Origin of the sequence: Acidicapsa acidisoli, from assembly GCF_025685625.1 — a bacterium.
In the GTDB taxonomy this organism is placed as follows: Bacteria; Acidobacteriota; Terriglobia; order Terriglobales; family Acidobacteriaceae; genus Acidicapsa; species Acidicapsa acidisoli.
On sequence record NZ_JAGSYI010000002.1, the window covers coordinates 1,847,308 to 1,866,714 of the forward strand.

Genomic DNA, 19,407 nt, shown 5'->3' on the forward strand with positions numbered 1-19,407 from the left:
TAAACTATTGGTCGCACGGTTCTCGAACACTTCCTTGAATGCTGGAAATACATGGAGATCTCATACGTGAACAACGATCAGCAAATGCAGCTAGTGCCCCTTACCGCAATCACCTCGTTGAACAAAGGCTTGGGGTTTTTCGAAGGTGCGCTCGATCCTGATGGGATTGTCCAACTCAATTGGAATCTGCTTCGCGAAGACCTGAGCCTGCCTTCAGCCGTACTCTATGAAGAAAGATTACAGCACAACCTCGATTGGATGCAGCAATTCATCACTGCTTATGGACTTAAACTCGCGCCACATGGCAAAACTGCGATGGCTCCCAAACTATTTGCGCGGCAATTACAGGCAGGCGCATGGGGAATAACGCTTGCGACTGCCCACCAGACACAGATTGCGTATGCGCACGGCGTGCGCCGAGTATTGATGGCCAATCAACTGGTCGGCAAGGCGAATATGGCCACCATCGCACGCCTCATCAATGATCCGAGTTTCGAATATTACTGCCTGGTGGATTCAGCAGCGCAGGTCGAACAGCTTGGCGCATATTTTTCGCAGTACCGTCAGCGTCTGAACGTTCTGCTGGAATTGGGCGTTGCAGGAGGCCGCACCGGAGTGCGCGACAATGATCAATTGCAAGCGGTGCTGGCCTCGTTGTCGCGTTGGAGCGCATCCATAGCTCTGTGCGGCGTCGAGGTCTATGAAGGAGTCCTCGAAGAGGAACTGGCGATTCGTAAGTATTTGCAGAACGCAGTCGAAGTCACGCGTAGGCTTCTTGCCGAGGAGAGTTTCCGGCGTTCTCCTGCTCTCATCTCAGGTGCCGGTTCGGCTTGGTATGACGTCGTAGCCGAGGTTTTTTCCGCTGCCAATTTCGGCAATACGGTTGAAGCCGTACTGCGCCCTGGTTGCTATCTTACCCATGATATTGGCGCGTATCAGAAGGCACAGACAAGGATCTTGCAGCACAATCCAATCGCACGAAGTATGGCTTCTGGACTCTTGCCCGCATTGCAAGTCTGGGCCTATGTGCAATCGGTTCCAGAAGCAAATCGGGCGATTGTAGCTTTAGGCAAGCGCGACGCAGCCTTCGACGCCGGTTTTCCTGTTCCTGCGCTGCACTTCAGACCCGGATTTAGATTCGGAGACGCTGTTCCGAAAAAGGCCGGCGAGCACTGGACTGTGACGAAGATGATGGATCAGCATTCCTATTTGCAGATTAGTGCTGACGATGATCTTCGAGTGGGCGATATGATTGGCTTTGATATCTCGCACCCTTGCCTGACCTTCGACAAATGGCGCACGCTGCCGGTGCTGAATTCCCAATACCAGGTTATGGATATCGTTCAGACATTCTTTTGATTAATGAAAACATCAAGCCCAAGAGTTCTTGATTGGGCCGCATGTCCGATTGCCCTAACTGCTCTCTTCCTTAAGATCAGGCGTGCTTGCGTATTGTAGCTTCTGCACGAGACAATCCTGATGGAGACGCATGTGAGATTTAGACAGGAGCATTGGGCGACTATCTCGCTGGTAATGTTCGTGGCGAGTATGGTCTCGCCTGTTCTGTCGCAGAGCAATCCAAGCGGAGTTGCCATGTCTTTGGAACAACAGGGCAAGACGGCCGAGGCGGAAACAGCCTGGAGCGCCCTGGCCAAGGCATACCCTGCCAATCCTGAACCCCTGGCTCACCTTGGCCTGCTCGAAGCCCGGCAGGAACGCTACGCTGAGGCCATTCGTTTTTACCGTAAAGCCCTGGCGCTCAAACCCGCAATGCCCGGGCTCCGTTTGAACCTGGGCCTCGCGCTCTTCAAGAACGGCGACTACAAACAAGCTATAGAGATGTTTACGCCACTACTCAAAGCCACGCCGGAAGACCAGCGCCTGACAGTTCTGATAGGGATGTCTTATTACGGTCTCGGCGAATATGCGGCGGCGTCTCCCTATCTGAAGCATGCCGCGGAGCAGGATTCACAAAACCTTACGTTGTTGCTGACTCTGGCGCACAGTTGCTTACTGTCACATCAGTACCCGTGTGTCCTGGATGCATTTCATAGGATCGAGTCATTAAATGCCCAGTCCGCTGAGGCAGATATGTTGGTGGGCGAGGCGCTCAGTGAGATGAAAGATACATACGGCGCTATACGTGAGTTTCGCGCCGCAGTCGCAGCCAATCCCAAAGAACCGAATGTCCACTTCGGTTTGGGTTATCTATTGTGGACTGAGCGCCAATATCCAGAGGCGGCTTCGGAGTTTCAGACTGAGATCGACAATGACCCGCGGCACATCAAGGCGATGCTCTATCTGGCCAATTCTGAGATCGAGTTGAACCGGATGGAGGATGCCAGGGCGCTATTGGAGGCAGTAGTAAAGAGTGATGCGGGGAGTTCCATGGCGCACCTCGATCTTGGTATCGTTTACGCCGAGGATGGCCGCAAGCAGGATGCTCTGGCGGAGTTTCAAGTTGCTGAAAAACTGGCGCCGTCCGATGTGGGTGTTCACTACAGGATCGGACAGCTGTATCGGTCCATGGGAAGAACTTCAGAAGCCAAGGCAGAACTTGAGAAAGCCAGCAGCCTCAACAAAGCGGCAAATGAAGGACTGCTGAAGATGATGTCGGGACTGCCCGGCAAAGATCATGCCCACGATGGACAGACCGCCGCACCGGAGCATAAGTAATTCGGGCCACCGTGGATCTTTGAATTACTACGCGTTGAGTACATAGTGCATTTATAACGAAGATGGCCTGTGCTTCCGCACAGGCCATCTGTCTTGCGTGACGATCCTCAAGTTAGAAGTTAAGTTTCGCGCCGATCTGGATTCTGCGCGGTACGTGAGCGCTCGTCACCTGTCCGAAGTTGCTGTCGCTCACGACAGAGTCGACAGCGTTGAAGTTAGTGTGGTTGAACGCATTGAAGTACTCTCCGCGCAGTTGGAACTTGACGTGTTCCCCAAGATTTACATTCTTGATGCTCGCCAGATCCCAATCCTGCAGGCCGGGCCCAAGGAGCGAGCCCACACGCTCGGAGCCGAAGTGGCCCGCAGCCGTATTAAAGGATGAGGTCGAAAACCACTGCTGCTCGGTTTTGACCCGATGAATGGGCGCAACCTGGTCGGGACGGATCTGAATGTCGGCGTCCTGAATCATTCCCAGACCATTGGGGCCAATCGCAGCAAATGGATCCGTTGTCTGGGTCACCGTAAAGGAGGCGCCGGAGACAAACGAGGAAATACCGGAGACCTCCCATCCGCCGAGAACATGCCCAACAAATCCCAACTGCTGCTTATAGAAGGGCAGTTGATAGATATAGTTGACTTCAAGAACCTGCGGCGTATTCGTGGTTGACGGACCGTAATCGTGCTTGAAGTCGTAGCTGTTGCTCGCTGACGTTCCGCGGTCATTGGAGTTCGTAGTCAGATCCTTTGACCACGTATATGCCGCGCCGAGAGTCAGCCCCTTCGAGGATCGGTGTTGCACCGTGACCTGCAGCGAGTTGTAGTTGTTGGTGAATAGCGGCGCTCTGGAATGCATAAAGCCATATCCCAGATAGGGGCGAAGAGCATTGACGTCAGATGTTGGATTCGCATCTCTCGCCGCTTCGGTGGGCTGATTCATGTCGAACTCGCCGAGCAAGTGACGCGCCACATTGCCGACATACGCTATCTCTAGTGTTGTGGTTGGCAACAGTTGGCGTTGCACGGAGAGATTGTAGTTGGCGTAATTCGGAACCTTGAAGATAGGCGTTCCTGTGACCGTCAGACCATTGGGACCGTAAGAAATGGCATTTGCGCCGGAGGGGTCGTCAAAAGAAGTATTGTTCACGGTTGTGGTCTGCAATAGCGGTGGGTTAGAGAAGGCGTTCTGCTCCCAGATGCCATTGAGGAGGCGGTCGTAGAAGATCCCGAATCCTCCGCGAATGGCCGTGATTCCGCGGCCATCAGGGTTGTAGGCGAATCCCAGGCGCGGCCCGAAGTTTGCGTTGTTATTTGGGTTGATATAGCTGCCATAAGGCGAGCAGGTAACCTGCGAGGAAACGGCTTGCGCCGCGGTGCAGGCTGCGCCTTGGGGAAAGATGATTCCATTGGTGTACGTTGCTGGAATCAAAGCGGTCTGGGTGGGATCGAAATTGCCGGTTGTGGGATCGATGACGGGTGCGTTCGCAGAGTTATACAGCCGTGGATCAAAGTTATTCAGGGTATTCTTCACGTCCGTCGCAGATGGGAATCTGCTCCAGCGCACGCCGAGGTTGAGGGTGAGGCGCCTGTTGATCTTCCAGTCGTCCTGTACGTACGCTTCGCTGTTTATGTAGTGCAGGTCGGGAGTGATATCACGGCTCTGCTGTTGATAGACGAGAACGTTGCCCAGCAGGAAATCGCCCCAGGTGTTGAACTTAAAGTTTGGGCCGCCATCGACGGCATTTTCGGTCTTGATCATCTGCTGGAATTGAAAACCCGTACGAAGGGTATGTTTGCCGAGCGTGATCGCCAGATTATCGTAGTATGTGCGGTCTAGGTTGCGTTCTTTCCACGGCGCGGAACCTGGTGAATATCCCTGAAGCCCGCTGGCAATCGTGATCGCTGGGACGCGTCCGTATGGATCAGTGTAGGCCCAGTTATTCGTCATCGCACTGAAGGCTGCGGGTGACGTGGCAAATTGACCGCTCTGGATAGTGGAATTGTAAGTGCCTTGAGCCCAGACAAACTCCACTTCGTTGACGATTCTCGGCGAGATAGCCCAGGTCAGGTTGCCCACGACGTTTTTGCCGGGCGAGTCAACTGCCGTGTTCACCAGCGAGGGGTAATTGTTCCCCGCCCAGAGGCCCATGGGTTGGTTGTTCGGAAAATCATCGTTCATGCCGCGGGCGAAGAAATGCACCTTGTCATTGAAGTAGTGGTCGACGCGAACGATATCCTCGTGCTCGTTCTGCTTCGCAGAGTAGGAGAATTCGTAGTTACCACCGCTGTTGGCTGGATTCTTGGCGTAGACGTTGGTCAGATAGACCTGGGAGTTCTTGCTGAAACAACTGGGTGCGATCGTGGTCGAGTTGGTACTCGCATCGTAACTCAGACAGTTTGCCGGTCCATTTGTAAATTGGCCCGGGACTACGCCGCCAATCTCAGCGGAAGTCGCAGCCGCAAAGCTGGCATTTCCAGGCTGAGTATTCTTAAACCACTCTTCTGACACGAAGAAAAAGGTCTTATTCCTGGACGTGTTGTACGCCTTCGGTATGAAGACGGGACCACCGATGGTAAAGCCAAAGTTGTTGTAGTGGTAAACCGCAGGCGTGTTCGGCTCTCCAGCGGCAATTTGCTGTTGCTTATTGAAGTAATCGTTGGCATTCAGAGCGGTATTGCGATCGAACTCATAGGCGCCGCCGTGGAAAGCACTTGTGCCGCTCCTGGTCGCCACGAGGACCTGGCCTCCGCCGCTGCGCCCGTAGCCTGCGTCATAAGATCCTCGCTGCAGCGTGATCTCCTGGATAGCATCGACACTGGGAACATTGGTGATGGTTGCGTTCGATCCGCTGTCATTAATATCAGCGCCGTCCACAGTCCAGTTATTCGCGGTAGTACGGGCTCCGTTTACCGAAATACCGGTGCTGCCGCCTCCGACAACGTTATCGCCGAGCGCATTGACTACGCCGGGCTGTAGAACGACAAGCTGTTCGAAGTTGCGGTTGGCCAACTCGAGTTCCCTAACCTGGGTTCCGGAGATGGTTCCAGCTTGAGCACTACTCTCCGTATCTACCGAAACCGGATTGTCTTCCACCGTAACCGTGGTCGCGGCGGAGCCAGCTTTCAGTTGCACATTCACAGCATGCTTTTCCGCAACGTCGAGGACAATGTCCTTGCCCTTGTAGGTCTCGAAACCCGGCGCTGCTACGGTTACCGAATAAGTGCCGGCCGTGAGATTGGTTGCAACGTAATTACCACTGCCGTCCGATTCAACTTGGCGGGCGATTCCGTTATCGCCATTGAGCGTAATCGTGACCAGGGCATGAGGTATCACCGCCCCGGAAGAATCGGTAACTACACCGCTGAGCGTTGCAGTGAGCTCCTGAGCCCGTCCTATCAATGGACATAACAGAAGTGCAATCATCAACGTTGCGAGCAAAGATAAGCGGTTATTGATGCAGCTCCGCTCACGGGAACAACCTTGCGGCATACGGTTGAAACGCCGTGAAAGAAACCAACGATTGTAAGCAGGCCTCATGTGAATCATTGCCATCGCACCCTCTCTTTTTCTTTTGAAATCCTGTCCTATCAACACTTGGTTGCTGACGGACGGGTGAGCTTTGTCGGGAGTTATTGAGTCTGGGATATTCAGGAAAAACAGTTAACTGAAGCCGTCGATCTCCAACCAGCGAGATCAGAAACAAACAACGACACAATGCCGGGACACCACATTGGACTTCTTCTATCCGCGTATCTATCCCGAAGTCATGCATATGAGGTTGACCGTCTTGTCGGACAGTCAGTCCTCCTTCTTGTTCCTTGCGACAAGAGCGGCATTCTTGGTTGCCTTGACCGTTTTGTGGCACAACAGCTATGAGCGAAATGAATATAGGAACAATAGGGCCAAATTAGATAGATTGCAAGAGGAAAATGATCACAATCGGCCAAAACGGTCAAAAATGCTTTATCCAGACGTTCAGATACTCCGAAGCGTCATCGAACGCGGAGTTCATTTAGACAATAATCAGCGACTTTGCGACTGGCCGAATAGCCCGCCAAGTCCATGCTTCACACGCGGATAACTCGAATGCCGTGCCGCTCAAATGGGCTGAGAGCCGCTGCCGTCGCCCCGGCGTCGGTGATAAGTATGTGGATTTCGCTCGTCGGACAGATCAGAGCTGGCCCGACTTTGTCCAGTTTGCTGGAATCGGCTACCACAATCACTTGCTTCGACTGCTTAAGCATCTTGCGGTAGACCAACGCTTCATCCTGTTCAAGCGAAGTGGCGCCACGCTCCACATCAAGACCTGTCACACTCAAAAAGACCTTATCCAGGTAAACATCATCCAGAAATTCAAGCGCTGCATTGCCCGTAAGAGAGAACGACCACGCCCACGGAACTACACCTCCGGTCAAATACGTGCGAATTCCAGGCTGGTTGCACAGCTCCATACCTATATTGATAGCGTTGGTAATGATCTGAATCTTTTCCCTGTGGCGCAGGCTACGTCCGATGTATGTCGTCGTTGTTCCAGCAGACAGACCTACTGTTTCCCCGGCTTGTACAAGCTCCGCGGCTGCCAGCCCTATCTTGCGTTTTTCGGCAGCGAAGCGCTGCTCCCGTGCCAGAAAAGAACTGTCGTATCGGAACGGCTCATAGAGGAGCGGCTCGGCCAGCGTCGCGCCGCCGTGAGTGCGGCGAATCAGTCCCCGGTTCTCAAGTCTCGCGAGATCACGGCGAATGCTGGGCGCGGAGGAACCCGCCGCAGCGAGAATCTCTTCCATCGTTGCACTGCCGGCGCGCAGGAGGAGCTTGACGATTTGTTCGGAGCGAAAATTAAGCGTTTCCGACATGTCGCACTGATTCTACACGGCTGGCAGGAAAAGCTTCGAAATGACGCGCGTAATTCAACAAAATGCGCAAATCTGGCGCTAAGCGAGATGTTCTGATCGAAAAAAATTGGGCAGATTGATCTAATTATCGTTATATGATCATGTCCACGGTGCCAATTTCCGCCTGGACGCAGCTTGTGACCCCTTGGAATAGGAATGCTGTCTCCTATAAGCCGTCACGCGAGCCTTATCCGGGAACGGCCGTTGCAATATCTACGCTTTCGCTGTTTTTGTGTTTTATACCCTCTAAAGGAGTACTTTGTGACGTCACGCGCATGGATCGCCGATTGTACTTTTCGTTCCCGATATAACCTCCGACTAAGAAGCACCTTGCTTCCACTGCTGCTTGTAGTGTTTGGTATCTTTATCACCAATCCACTGCGGAGCGAAGAAACTGGCAAAGGCGTGCCTGCCCCGCTCAAACTGATGCCGCTGCCACGCTCCGTAACTCCAGGCACAGGGCATCTGACCCTCGATGAGCATTTCACTGCAGCTTTCGCCGGTACTCACGACGCGCGCCTGAATGCAGCATTGGATCGAATGGTCAGACGTCTTGACCGGCAATGCGGAGGTGTACTCCGCTCACAACACCTGTCCGCATCTGGCGCGTCGCCGGTACTCACGCTCAAAGTCGCAGGGTCGCTCGACAACGTGCAAAGCATCGATGAGGACGAGAGCTATCAATTAAATGTCTCAGCAAGTCAGGCAACCCTCACCGCCACGACTGACCTGGGAGCCATGCATGGCATGGAGACGTTCCTGCAACTGCTCTCAAGCGAGAACGGCTCGTGCCAGTTGCCTGTGATCGCGGTCGATGATGCACCGCGTTTCCGTTGGCGCGGACTCATGATTGATGTCAGTCGGCATTTTGAACCGGTAGAAGTGATTGAACGAACCTTGGATGGAATGGCCGTAGCCAAGCTGAATGTCTTTCACTGGCATCTGAGCGACGACCAGGGATTTCGTGCGGAGAGTAAGAAGTTTCCGCGGCTCACAGAGGTCGGATCGGGAGGCGAGTTCTATACGCAGGATCAGATGCGCGAGGTTGTCGCCTACGCTCATGCGCGCGGAATACGCGTAGTCCCTGAATTCGATATGCCAGGCCACAGCTCAAGCTGGATTCTTTCTTATCCCGAATATGGATCGGGCGAACACATCACAGAGTTGCCTACCGTCTTTGGTATCCCGCACGCGGAGCTCGATCCCAGCAACGAGAAGACCTACAAATTCATCGATGCCTTCGTCGGGGAGATGGCTGCGATCTTCCCGGATGCGTACTTTCACATCGGCGGCGATGAAACGAAAGGCACCGGGTGGCTGGAAAACCCTCGCATCGCAGACTTCATGCAGAAGAAAGGCTTCAAGACCCCGGCTGAACTGCAAGCGTACTTTAACCAGCGACTGCTGCCTATTCTGACTAAGCACGGGAAGAAGATGGTCGGCTGGGACGAGATACTGAACCCCGCACTGCCAAAAGACATCATGATCCAGAGTTGGAGAGGCGACGCCTCACTTTCTAGCGGAGCGACACAAGGTTATCAGGGCATTTTGTCAGCGCCGTATTATCTAGATGCGCAGAAGACCTCGGAAGTTATGTTCCTGGCAGACCCCCTGCCCGCAGATACCACGCTGACGGCCGCTCAACAGCAGTTGATCCTGGGCGGAGAAGTCTGTATGTGGGCCGAGCAGCTTGACCCCGAGACGGTTGACTCGCGGATATGGCCTCGAACGATTGCCATTGCCGAGCGATTCTGGTCTCCGCAATCTGATCGCGATGTTGCGGACATGTACCGCCGGCTGAACTTTGCATCCATGGAGCTGGAAGATGTTGGCTTGACACATATTTCCGGACCGGAAAAGCTACGACGCAACTTGTTGGGCTCTCGGAATCCTGAGCCGCTGGATATTTTGGCCTCGGTCACTGAGCCAGTCAGTTTTCACGAGCGCTATCAAGGTCAGCACACAGACAGACTTACATCGCTTGACCGTCTCGTTGATGCTGTGGTGGCAGATCCGCCGCTTCGACAGGAGATCGCAAATGAGGTCGATGCCATTATCTCTCCATCCCACACAGAAGACTCGGAGCGCGCCAGGATAGAACTACGCAGGCGTTTTGCCCAATGGGAACAGGCGGCTCCGATCCTCGAAGCGTGGGCTCGACGTTCCGGTCGCCTGTCGGATACAGAAATCCGCGCCCGGCAGCTTGGCGCCTTGGGACAGATCGGGTTGGAGTCGCTGGCCTACCTGGATACGCACACACCGGCACCCTCGGCATGGCTTGACAGCAAGATGGCAACGATTGCCGACACCGAGAAGCCCTCGGCGCTCGTGCGCTTTGTGTTTCTACCCTCATTGAGAAAACTGGCCCAGGCGGCATCCAATGTGCCGACGGCAGAACCGCAGACGCAAGCAGCCGGTGGGTTCACACAAACCGGAGTTGTCAGCGCCCACTGATCAGGATGGAAAATTCGAGCCGGATGCGGCAACTTTGCGTAGGACTGCAATCGCAAGCTGCATCCGTTTTCGAAAAGAGTGTGCGCAACAATAGGCACTGCGGCTGACTCGCAGAACATTCGTGGTGCAGATCAGTGGATTGAGCCAGTTCGGCTCAAAGGCATCGGTGAAGCCATTGGGCGACGCGGCTCGCCAGAGGCGAAGACCGCGTCGCATCAACGGATGGTTTTCCTAGAACGCGCTGGAAGTCTCCAGGAGTATCGGACTGGTAGAGATTTCGACCGATCCTGACGCCGGGGTCACGCTGCCATTCAACTCGTGATATTGAACAAAGCCCTGGGGTACGGAGAAGGCTTTCTGCCCGGCAGTATTCCAGACTGCCAGTGCGGAGTAGCCATTCGACCGCGTATAGCCGCAGGTAAACGTGGTTGGGTCGGCGGCGGTTGCTGCGCAGGGTTGCGTCATCGTTGCGCCTTGGATCCACTTCGCAACTTGCTGATCGGCCTCACCTACCGGATTTAATCCTCCGGACGAACTCCAAAGGATTCCCCAGTTTGGGTTGTCGTACTCATACCAGAATGAACCCTGCACTCCCATCGAATGCTCAAGCAGGAGGTGACGAGCGAGAAATGCTATCTGGTCGCTTTGATTCGGCAGAGCCGAATTCAAACCCCAACTCGATTCAGTGTCGAAGATGGGTAACGAGCTGACTCCATTCTGGTTCAACGCAATTTGGAACAAAGTAACTACGCCCTGTATCTGTTCCGGCGCTTCGCCCACCTCCGGATAGCCATGGAGTGCTACGCCATCGATATAATTCTTGCCGCCTGCAGCTAACCAGTTGTTCATCCAGTTGCTTCCGCAGCGGGGATCGTAGGTGGCGCACTCGAGTGGTGTGGCAAAGTTGATCGTGGTCGAAGGGCTGAGGATGATCGCCTTCGGATCGACGCTCTTGATTATCGCTTTGGCATCCGCAGCCATGGCGACCAAAGTATTCGGGCTTCCCCGCCATTGCTGAGTGAGATTCGCCTCGTTCCAGAGCTCCCAATATTGAATTACGCCCGGCCCCACGTGGTTGACAAGCTCCGTCACGAATTGATCCCAGCTGCTCAGGCTCATTGGAGCCTCGGAGCATCCAGCGGGCGCACCACCGCCGCCACAAACTGCGCTCAGGGAACCAGAGCTGGAAGTGCTGACTGAGCCGGTCTGAGCGTAGGTAAGTGAGTTGGTGGTGGGAGTACCGGTCAGCGCAAAGGTGCCATCGAAGCTGCTGTCGGAAACTCCAGAAATCGTGATGGTGCTTTGTTCGCTGGGTAGATAGGTGGGGTTGTAGTAGAGGTTGTGTGGCTGCTCGGTTGTGACCGTGACCACGCCGCCCGATCTGCTGATTGTGGAAATCTGCAGGCCCTTGGCGATTGCCCATGGCGGAGTTGCGACGAAGGTGTACAGAAGCTTTGCTCCGTTGGCACGCGCCAGGTTGACTTCCTGGTCAAGGCTGGTCCATTGATACGTTCCGGAGGCCGGATTTAGAGTGCTCCAATTCGTCTGAAGGCCCAGGATTCTGAAGGAACCGACGGGAACGATCGGCCAGGGAGTTCCATCCAGGATACTGTTGACGCTCATGCCAAGGAAAGAAGCACTCGAGTTCACGCCGTGGACCGGTGCGGAGGTCGAAAGGATGGTATACGAAGCGGAGGCCGCCGAACTGGAGGGTCCGCCAGGGTAAACGGCTACGGCTTTGAGAGTCGTGGTGCTGCTGAAGGTGGTTGTGTTGCTGAAGGTTAACGGGCCAGCGTAAACAGCCGATGTCGTTGTCGGCGCAGCTCCGTTGGTGGTGTAGTGAATGACCGCGCCGGGAGTCCCATCGCTGATCGTTACAGTTACGGACTTGTTGTACATCCCGGAGGCCAGGCTCAGGACCGGAGTGACGGCCGGAATCACTGAATATGTCGCCGACGCCACTGCGCTCGACGGTCCGCCGGGGTAAACGGCGATGGCCTTCAGCGTAGTCGTGGTGGAAATCGTGATGGGAGCGGTGTAGACAGTCGAGGAGGTAGTTGGCGTCGTTCCGTTGGTGGTGTAGTGGATCACCGCGCCGGATGTACCGTCCACGATCGCGACCGTCGGCGGGGTGTGATACGTGCCTGTGCCCGTGCTGAAAGATGGTGTCATTGTAGGAGCGATCGTGAAGGTCGCAGTAGCCACCGCGCTCGGCGGACCGCCGGGATAGATCGCGATGGCCTTCAACGTAGTCGTTGCGGCAATCGTCATCGGAGCAGTATAGACAGCCGAAGAGGTAGTTGGCGTCGCTCCGTTGTTGGTGTAGTGGATCACCGCGCCCGATGTACCGTCCACAATCTTAACCGTTGGGGGGACGTGATACGTGCCCGTACCTGTACTGAAGGACGGCGCCACAGCGGGAGCGATCGTGAAGGTAGCCAAAGCCACGGCACTTGCAGACCCACTGGAGGAGACGGCGATGGCTTCCAGCGTAGTCGTGGTCGAAATCGTGATGGGGGCGGTATACACAGCCGAAGAGGTGGTTGGCGTCGAACCATTGGTGGTGTAGTGGATCACCGCGCCCGATGTGGCGTCCACAATCTTAACCGTCGGGGGAGCGTGATACGTTCCCGTGCCAGTGCTGAAGGACGGGGTTGCAGTCGCGGCGATCGCGAAAAGGCTGGAGGACAGAAAAAGGGCTACGCACAGGATGGCAGCTATGCTCTTAAATTTCACGTCAAACCTCGCTGGATTAGAACAGTCAGTCAACCAAGGGCAGCGAATCAGTCTTTCGGTGCACGCGCGTTATGAAGAATTCGCGCGGTCGCGTAGGTCAGGTACGACTCCACTTCACACGGATGAACTTGAGGTCGACTGAATCGATCCACTAAACAGTTCATCGACTGGATGCAGTGGTTACTTTGATTACTAAAGTTACAGTTTTTGGGTTACTTAAGTCAATACTCTTTTTTACGGCGGGGCTTAAGCGTCAGGTGGGGTCCGGAACGCCATCGCCAGGCAGGGAACCCCTGCATGTGCATCGTGCAGGGTTTCGTACCGGATGAATCTCTGAAGCAACTGATCAGACAAGCGTCGATGCGAGGATCGGCGCAACCCTGCATTTCGGGCAGGGTAAGCAGAAGGAGATGTCCCGGGGGGATCCGGAAAGGGCTGACTCTAGAACGCACGCAGCTTTTCGTCCAGTATAGCTGCCCCTACTCGCCTTGAGAAGATGCCTGACTGGACGACAACGCGGGTTCCGGGAAGCGAGTTGGCGTTTTCACTGCGGCAGGCGGGTATTTTGAAATATGATGTGTTGTAAATTTCGCACCATATGCGAAGCGCGTTGTCGAGAGCGCCATCGAACACCGAGGCCGGAGCGCGGATTTCTCAGACGTTGCCAATGGGGACGCGGCTCCTTGGAAAGGCCATGGAATGCGATCTTCTGGCGTCTTGCGACTAGTTCGACTTGGGCTCCGCCTTCATGCAAAAGGCCAGCTCATCAACCGCAGACGCTCCGGCTCCGATGACGGCAATTTATTCCGTGGAATCCGCTTAAGTCGTTGTGATGCGAGCTGTGGGTTACACACTCTCGCGGTAGATCGACAAGATACGGTGTGCGGATGTGATGTCGGTCTCTTCGAGGGTCGGCGCTAGCCGCTTTTGAAATTCCACTACAAAGGTTTCAATAGGAACCGGCAAGCTGACGTCCTCGTAAGCGAGATTCATCTCCTGGTAATAATGGCGTAGGGTAAACAACGAATCCGGATCGTAGAGGCTGGATGCAAATCTATCTGACTTGAGCATCATGCTTTCGGTATTTGCATGCGTCAGCTTTATATGGGCGTGCCAAAGATACGGAAAGACAAATTCGTCCGCCTAAGATGCGCGGTGATGGAAACCCATAAGGTCGTGCCCCAATGATGATGGGATCGACGATCATAAATCGTCTCCGGTCTCTGGCAAGATTTGCTGTGTATATCAGCTGTCCCTGACTCCTGCTAGGAAACAAATAGCACGATTTAGCTATAGCCGCTGTGGGATACTCAATTGTATAAGGGTTCTGTTAGCTGAAAATCCTTCGCTACAAGAGAACTTTGACTACCCTGGAACGTCTGTAGCGAAAGACGGCGAGGCTTCTTGGACAAAGAGTCCCAACGACCGGTGTTGGTTTGTGCAACGTTGTGGTGGCCCTCGTCCGCACGATTGGCGATGGCGTTTCTCCGTCACGGCTGCGCCGTTTCGGCGCTATGTCCGCCTGGCCACCCTCTGCGCTACATCACAGGAGTCGGTGCCGTTTACACCTACGCGGGCTTTGCGTCGATGCTCTCCCTCAAGACAGCAATTCGCGCTGCCAATCCCAGCATCATTGTGCCTTGCGATGACGGAGTAGTATGGCAGTTGCACGCTCTACATGCAATCGAGTCCGACCTACGACCTTTGATTGAGCTCTCCCTTGGCGCCGCGGAGAATTACCCGGCAATTCAAAAGCGAGGCGAGGTATTGCGCATCGCTGGCGAATTGGGTATTCGCGTACCTCTCACTCAGACAGTGAATTCAGTGGACGATCTGAAGGGTTGGTGCCAGAATGCGCCGGCAGTGCTCAAGATAGACGGAACCTGGGGTGGGGAGGGCGTGGCAATTTTACGATCCGCGCAGGAGACCATACAGGGTTACCAGGCGGCTCGCGGAGCGACCAGAGCCAGCTTGGCGTGGAAACGGTTCTTGATTAACCGCCACCCGGTCGCTCTGTGGTCGTGGCGCAAAAGACGGTCGTCTAGCATTACGATCCAGGAGTTCATCCCCGGCCGGCCGGCAACCACCATGTTTGCCTGTTGGCGCGGAGAAGTGCTGGCACAGTCGACAGTTGAAGTGATCGCCACTCAAACCCTCACTGGAGCCGCCACGGTTGTTCGTCCCCTCGAACATAGAGATATCGAAGATGCCGCTCGCCTGTTGGCTCAAAAGCTCCAACTCAGCGGTTTTCACGGGTTGGACTTTATCCTTGAAAAGGGTTCAGGCGCAGCGTGCATGATAGAGCTCAACCCGCGTTCTACCCAGCTGGGCCATTTGAATCTATCCTCACATGGCGACCTCGCAGGGGTAATTGCATCGAGACTTAGAAATGAAACGTCGTACCCGGTGGCGCGTGAGGAGCGCATTCGCGACACCTCGATCGCCTTGTTTCCACACGCATTCAAATCGGACCCCAAAAGCGCGTACCTCCGGCAGGGTTATCACGACGTTCCGTGGGAAGAGCCTGCTTTGGTACGTGAATTGGTGCGCGATTCCTGGCCTGATCGCAAATGGTTGAGCCGCCTATATCACTACTTCAGGGCGCGCAAACAACTCGATTTGAGACCGGAAATATTCCAGCCCGCCAATTCGAATTCACACACGTAATCAGACCGACTTTGAACATCGGTCGCAGGGTGGGTTATAGGTTAACTATATTAGCTCCTAGCGCTCAATGATTTTTGCCGAGCAGTGTCATAGGCCTGAATCAAGACTCGGCAGTTCTCGTGCATTGTATATTTTGTCTCATATCTCTCGCGAGCAGCCACGCGCATCGCTGCTACTTGAACCGGATTGTCCAGGATCCAACTCAGCTTCTCTGCCAGATCTTCCGGATCTCCCGGATTGAAGAGCAAGCCGGTCCGCATTGCTTCACCAACCTCCGCCATCGCACCCAGACGCGAAGCTATCACGGGTGTGCCTGCTGCAAAGCTCTCAATGGCGACCCTGCCGAATGTCTCATACCATTCCGATGGGAAGACGAGCACTTTAGCAGCGCCCATGACTCGTCCTATGTCGGCTCTGGATAACGCTCCCAGCCACTCCACTTCGCCACGCTCGGCGCAGAATGCTTCTACAAGCGGAGACAACGGACCTTCGCCGACAATTTTCAGGGTCCAGTCTCTCTTCAGGAGCTTCCATGCTTGCAGGAGAGTCTCCAGACCCTTTTCCGGACTTAGCCGCCCAACAAATAAGGCGTATCCGCCCTCGCCATCGCCACATCCAGGGTCGGGAAAAACAATGTTGCTCTTCACGACGAGTTTGTCCGGCGGGAATCCGCCTTCGATAAACTTATCTCGCACAAAGTCTGTGAGGGCTATATACAGGTCCACGGCATTCAACCATGTTCCCTTGATGGTGTGGAACGCGGTCATGGCTGCAACGGCAGCAGATGCCATTCGGCTGCCCCGGTAACATCCGTGGAGGACGCCCGGATACTTGAAGACCTTGCCCATACAATCTTCACAAACGTGACCATCTCGAAAGAAATACACATTTGGACAAAGCAGACGGTAATTTCGCAATGTTTGAACGACGGCTACACCATGCTTTTTGGCTGCGTAGTATACCGAAGGCGAGAGCAGTGGAAAGAAATTCTGAACATGCAGTACGTCGAACTTTGTTTCCTGCAATTTACGATCCACGAGATCGTAGGAATTGCTCGACCATAAAGACTGGATCGCGACGTGGATCTTTCCTGCAGATTCAATCTGCGCATTGTTGATGTGAATCGTCTCTACCGTGTGGCCCTCGGCACGCAGCATCCGTACCTCCGATTCAAAGCTCTCATCCTCACCGCCGCGAAACTGGTAGCTGTTGTGAAGCATCAATACATTCAATCTGAACCACACCTTTCCGTAAGAAATCGATATCGGCAACTGCTGTTAAAGTCCGTTGCCTCCAAGCTGCATCTTTGAATTCATCCAGCGAAAGCCACCTCATCGCGCTTGGATTTCCAAGATGAGGCGACCCATCGGCCAAGCGCGATGAAGGGCTTCTCTACGGCATAGTAGCTCACGACACCGCAACACAACGCCATCAGCACGTTTACTGGAAATGCCTGCAGCGTTGGAAAAGGCATGGGCGCGCCAGGAAACAACATCCATAGCTGTTGCCAGATGTACAGGCTGTACGAGACTCTTCCAATCATCGTCAGAATACGCCAATCAAGCAGAGAGCGAAGGGAGCTTTCGGAATTGAGAATTGGCCAGACAACCAAGAGAGCGAGAATCATCGGCTCGTAAAATGAGTAGTTGTGCTGGCCGTTGCCAAGATTGGAAGCGATATCAATGAGGACCAACAACAGCATCAGCTTGCCGTTGAGCGCGCGCTTCAACCGCTCCTTCCATTCGGAGCGGCTCATTACGATGGCAAGAATGCAGCCCCATAACAACGCATCGATTCGAACATCTGTGCGTCCGGGCGCCCATGGGCCAGCCAACAGATGGAAGTGAAACGAAACTGCCCGCCATGCGCCATCAGCCACGGCGAGCGCAGTCAGGACTTTCACATTCACCCTCGTCATGAGGAATAACAAGGGCCATACAAGGTAGAAATGCTCCTCGACCATCAGGGACCATAAATGTGCTGTGTACCAGCCGGTACCCCAATCGCTTGGAATGTAATTCCTGAATAGAAGGAGCGACGAGAAGGCCTGAAGATTCGTAACTTGCAGAAAATTCCAGTAACGCAGGCAAAGCAGTGTTAGAAGAAAGGCGAGAACAGAAGGTACGATGCGAAATATGCGCCGGGTATAGAACTTCGCCAGATGAATGCGGCCCGTCTTGGACTGTTCCCGGAGAAGCAGGCTGGTTATCAGAAAACCACTGAGCGCGAAAAAGATTCCGACCCCGGTTGCGCCAACCCGCGTGATCTTATGAAACCAGGAAGACCAGGCTAGTTCGCCCGCATGATCCACGAGAACTAACAGGATAGCGACGCCCCGCCATCCATCAAGAGCGCCAATGCGATCTTCCACGGTCTTGGAGTCTTCTCGAATGCGCATACTGGGGAGTTCCTTTAAGCATTGAGATACGTGCGTCCTTTCGTGCTGTTGCCAGAAGCGACCTGTTCGTAAAAACGGACTGTCTCAGACCGAATGCTCTGCCAGTTGTACTTTTCCGGCATGGGACACTCCGCGGATCTGGAACTGGCGGCCCAGTCAAGACCGGCTTCCAGAGTCCTAGCATGAATATCTCCACTGAAAGTTTGCACCCACGCATCGCCAAAATCGTCCCTAAGATCACCCATAGCTCCCAGATCAGGTACCAGAACGGGCCGGTTGAATGAAAGTGCAAGGAGGGCGGAGCCAGAATTTAAGATAGCTCGATACGGCAATACAACAAGATCCGCTACTTCCATGTATTTCGCAACGTCTTCTGTCTTCACAAATTCAAATGCAATTCGAACCCGGCTATCCTGCGAGGCCTCCGTGAGAATTGCATCGGTCAGCGCCGTCGTATTGGGACGACCGACGATATAGAGCAAAGCGTCAGGAGTTGACACCTCGCGGAAAGCGCGCACGAGGGCATCCACATTCTTGTATGGTCTTACAGCCCCAAAGAAGAGAACCACGCGCGCTGTGGGCGGAATGCCTAACATTTCTCTGGCTTGGCCTGGACTCTTGGGATATTCATCGCGGTAGTGTCCGTGTGGAATTACTGCCATTGGCACCTTTTGCAGCGCGGGAAACTTTGTTCTTGCCATGGAGAGGCCCGTCTCGCTGAGACTGATGGCGCCATCCACTCGCGGGATGAATTGTCGCCAGAATCGCCTCTCCAGAGATGGATGCAAGGCTTCATGCGCTTTGAAATTGTGCATTGTCCAGACAATCTTGCCGCCACGCCAGCGAAGATTGTCCATCATCGCAAAGAAACCCGCAAGTTTGCATGCAGCTTTGACGGGGTTGGGAATATTGAGGAGAGACTCGGGCCAGTGAACGTGCCAAACGGCATAACTATTCAGCATCTTCCTGGCAGAGAATTCGTCTATCTGCACCCTCGGCCCCATATTGGTATACAACAACGGGGTGTACGGGTTCGTTGATTGATTGGGCCACGCAAGAATTCGCATCATGGAAGGAATAGTAGGGTAAGTTGCAATACCAAGTAGTTTTCTTCGCGGGTCGAGCGTCATTAGTGCTTCTGATAATACAAGGTTCCGTTGGAGTAAATATGTACGGTCTGGCTCACGCCGATCTGCAAGCTGAAGTTCCGTGTATCATCGACCACAACAGGGTGGGGACCGAAGTTCTTAATATCGACGAACCACTGGTTGCCCTGTCCATCCGGCTTAGGAGGCAGCTTAGGCAGGTGGAGATATTCCGGCGCATTTTGAAGCTCGAGTATTGAGCCGGCGAATCCAGATTCGATGAGATTGCTGTGCGGTTTGAGATGGATCACGGGCCTGTCCTGCATCGATGTCATCTGTCCCATCAATAACGTCAGAGAAATAAGAAACACTTTCATGGATCACCTCATCAATTCGGTCTTCTGCAATGCAAACCGCGTTTCACTCTGAATATACCGCGAAAACTAAGCGAAGGCCGAGACGCGCCGACTACTTTGCGATGAAACTGAACTTGGCCGCTTC

13 protein-coding genes are annotated in these 19,407 nt (G+C 54.2%); 4 read left to right on the top strand and 9 right to left on the bottom strand.

From position 1 onward, the window contains the following. Positions 1-51 precede the first annotated feature (51 nt). Together OHL23_RS17375 and OHL23_RS17380 are read left to right on the top strand one after the other, a co-directional pair. On the top strand, positions 52-1,359 hold the full coding sequence (locus OHL23_RS17375) for an amino acid deaminase (protein WP_263353175.1): 1,308 nt from the start codon (positions 52-54) through the stop codon (positions 1,357-1,359). 132 nt (positions 1,360-1,491) lie between these two features. Beyond that, on the top strand, positions 1,492-2,676 hold the full coding sequence (locus tag OHL23_RS17380) for a tetratricopeptide repeat protein (protein ID WP_263353176.1): 1,185 nt from the start codon (positions 1,492-1,494) through the stop codon (positions 2,674-2,676). 112 nt (positions 2,677-2,788) lie between these two features. Here the strand turns inward: OHL23_RS17380 and OHL23_RS17385 are convergent, their stop codons facing one another. After that, complete coding sequence (locus tag OHL23_RS17385) at positions 2,789-6,097, bottom strand: TonB-dependent receptor (protein WP_263353177.1); 3,309 nt, start codon at positions 6,095-6,097, stop codon at positions 2,789-2,791. A 644-nt stretch (positions 6,098-6,741) separates the two neighbouring features. Next, positions 6,742-7,527, bottom strand: a complete 786-nt coding sequence (locus tag OHL23_RS17390; protein ID WP_263353178.1) for a DeoR/GlpR family DNA-binding transcription regulator — start codon at positions 7,525-7,527, stop codon at positions 6,742-6,744. A gap of 369 nt (positions 7,528-7,896) precedes the next feature. On the opposite strand from OHL23_RS17390, the gene OHL23_RS17395 reads away from it, so the two are divergent. Continuing rightward, positions 7,897-10,020, top strand: coding sequence for a beta-N-acetylhexosaminidase (locus OHL23_RS17395; protein ID WP_263353179.1), 2,124 nt, complete (start codon positions 7,897-7,899; stop codon positions 10,018-10,020). On the opposite strand, the gene OHL23_RS17400 is transcribed toward OHL23_RS17395, so the two are convergent. The 3 genes from OHL23_RS17400 to OHL23_RS17410 all read right to left on the bottom strand — a co-directional run bounded on the left by OHL23_RS17400 (position 10,021) and on the right by OHL23_RS17410 (position 13,830). Continuing rightward, the gene (locus OHL23_RS17400) at positions 10,021-10,236 is read right to left on the bottom strand and encodes a hypothetical protein (protein WP_263353180.1); all 216 of its coding nucleotides are present in this window, start codon (positions 10,234-10,236) and stop codon (positions 10,021-10,023) included. A 15-nt stretch (positions 10,237-10,251) separates the two neighbouring features. Then, positions 10,252-12,756, bottom strand: coding sequence for a chitobiase/beta-hexosaminidase C-terminal domain-containing protein (locus tag OHL23_RS17405; protein WP_263353181.1), 2,505 nt, complete (start codon positions 12,754-12,756; stop codon positions 10,252-10,254). 846 nt (positions 12,757-13,602) lie between these two features. Beyond that, positions 13,603-13,830 carry a hypothetical protein gene (locus tag OHL23_RS17410; protein ID WP_263353182.1) on the bottom strand — a complete coding sequence of 76 codons (228 nt, stop codon included), beginning with the start codon at positions 13,828-13,830 and terminating at the stop codon, positions 13,603-13,605. A gap of 402 nt (positions 13,831-14,232) precedes the next feature. On the opposite strand from OHL23_RS17410, the gene OHL23_RS17415 reads away from it, so the two are divergent. Beyond that, positions 14,233-15,423, top strand: a complete 1,191-nt coding sequence (locus OHL23_RS17415) for an ATP-grasp domain-containing protein (RefSeq protein ID WP_263353183.1) — start codon at positions 14,233-14,235, stop codon at positions 15,421-15,423. A 50-nt stretch (positions 15,424-15,473) separates the two neighbouring features. Here the strand turns inward: OHL23_RS17415 and OHL23_RS17420 are convergent, their stop codons facing one another. From OHL23_RS17420 to OHL23_RS17435, 4 genes are all read right to left on the bottom strand, one after another. Further along, positions 15,474-16,655, bottom strand: coding sequence for a glycosyltransferase family 4 protein (locus OHL23_RS17420; RefSeq protein WP_263353184.1), 1,182 nt, complete (start codon positions 16,653-16,655; stop codon positions 15,474-15,476). 80 nt (positions 16,656-16,735) lie between these two features. After that, the gene (locus tag OHL23_RS17425; protein WP_263353185.1) at positions 16,736-17,821 is read right to left on the bottom strand and encodes an acyltransferase family protein; all 1,086 of its coding nucleotides are present in this window, start codon (positions 17,819-17,821) and stop codon (positions 16,736-16,738) included. 14 nt (positions 17,822-17,835) lie between these two features. Further along, the gene (locus tag OHL23_RS17430; RefSeq protein WP_263353186.1) at positions 17,836-18,891 is read right to left on the bottom strand and encodes a glycosyltransferase family 4 protein; all 1,056 of its coding nucleotides are present in this window, start codon (positions 18,889-18,891) and stop codon (positions 17,836-17,838) included. Positions 18,892-18,950: 59 nt separating this feature from the next. Further along, positions 18,951-19,283, bottom strand: a complete 333-nt coding sequence (locus tag OHL23_RS17435) for a hypothetical protein (RefSeq protein WP_263353187.1) — start codon at positions 19,281-19,283, stop codon at positions 18,951-18,953. Positions 19,284-19,407 lie beyond the last annotated feature (124 nt).

Excerpts from the sequence above, each read along its gene's own strand:
- OHL23_RS17385 (WP_263353177.1), bottom strand. The coding sequence starts at position 6,097 with ATGATTGCACTTCTGTTATGTCCATTGATAGGACGGGCTCAGGAGCTC.
- OHL23_RS17435 (WP_263353187.1), bottom strand. The coding sequence starts at position 19,283 with ATGAAAGTGTTTCTTATTTCTCTGACGTTATTGATGGGACAGATGACA.
- OHL23_RS17425 (WP_263353185.1), bottom strand. The coding sequence starts at position 17,821 with ATGCGCATTCGAGAAGACTCCAAGACCGTGGAAGATCGCATTGGCGCT.
- OHL23_RS17390 (WP_263353178.1), bottom strand. The coding sequence starts at position 7,527 with ATGTCGGAAACGCTTAATTTTCGCTCCGAACAAATCGTCAAGCTCCTC.
- OHL23_RS17400 (WP_263353180.1), bottom strand. The coding sequence starts at position 10,236 with ATGCGACGCGGTCTTCGCCTCTGGCGAGCCGCGTCGCCCAATGGCTTC.
- OHL23_RS17415 (WP_263353183.1), top strand. The coding sequence starts at position 14,233 with ATGGCGTTTCTCCGTCACGGCTGCGCCGTTTCGGCGCTATGTCCGCCT.
- OHL23_RS17375 (WP_263353175.1), top strand. The coding sequence starts at position 52 with ATGGAGATCTCATACGTGAACAACGATCAGCAAATGCAGCTAGTGCCC.
- OHL23_RS17410 (WP_263353182.1), bottom strand. The coding sequence starts at position 13,830 with ATGATGCTCAAGTCAGATAGATTTGCATCCAGCCTCTACGATCCGGAT.
- OHL23_RS17430 (WP_263353186.1), bottom strand. The coding sequence starts at position 18,891 with ATGATGCGAATTCTTGCGTGGCCCAATCAATCAACGAACCCGTACACC.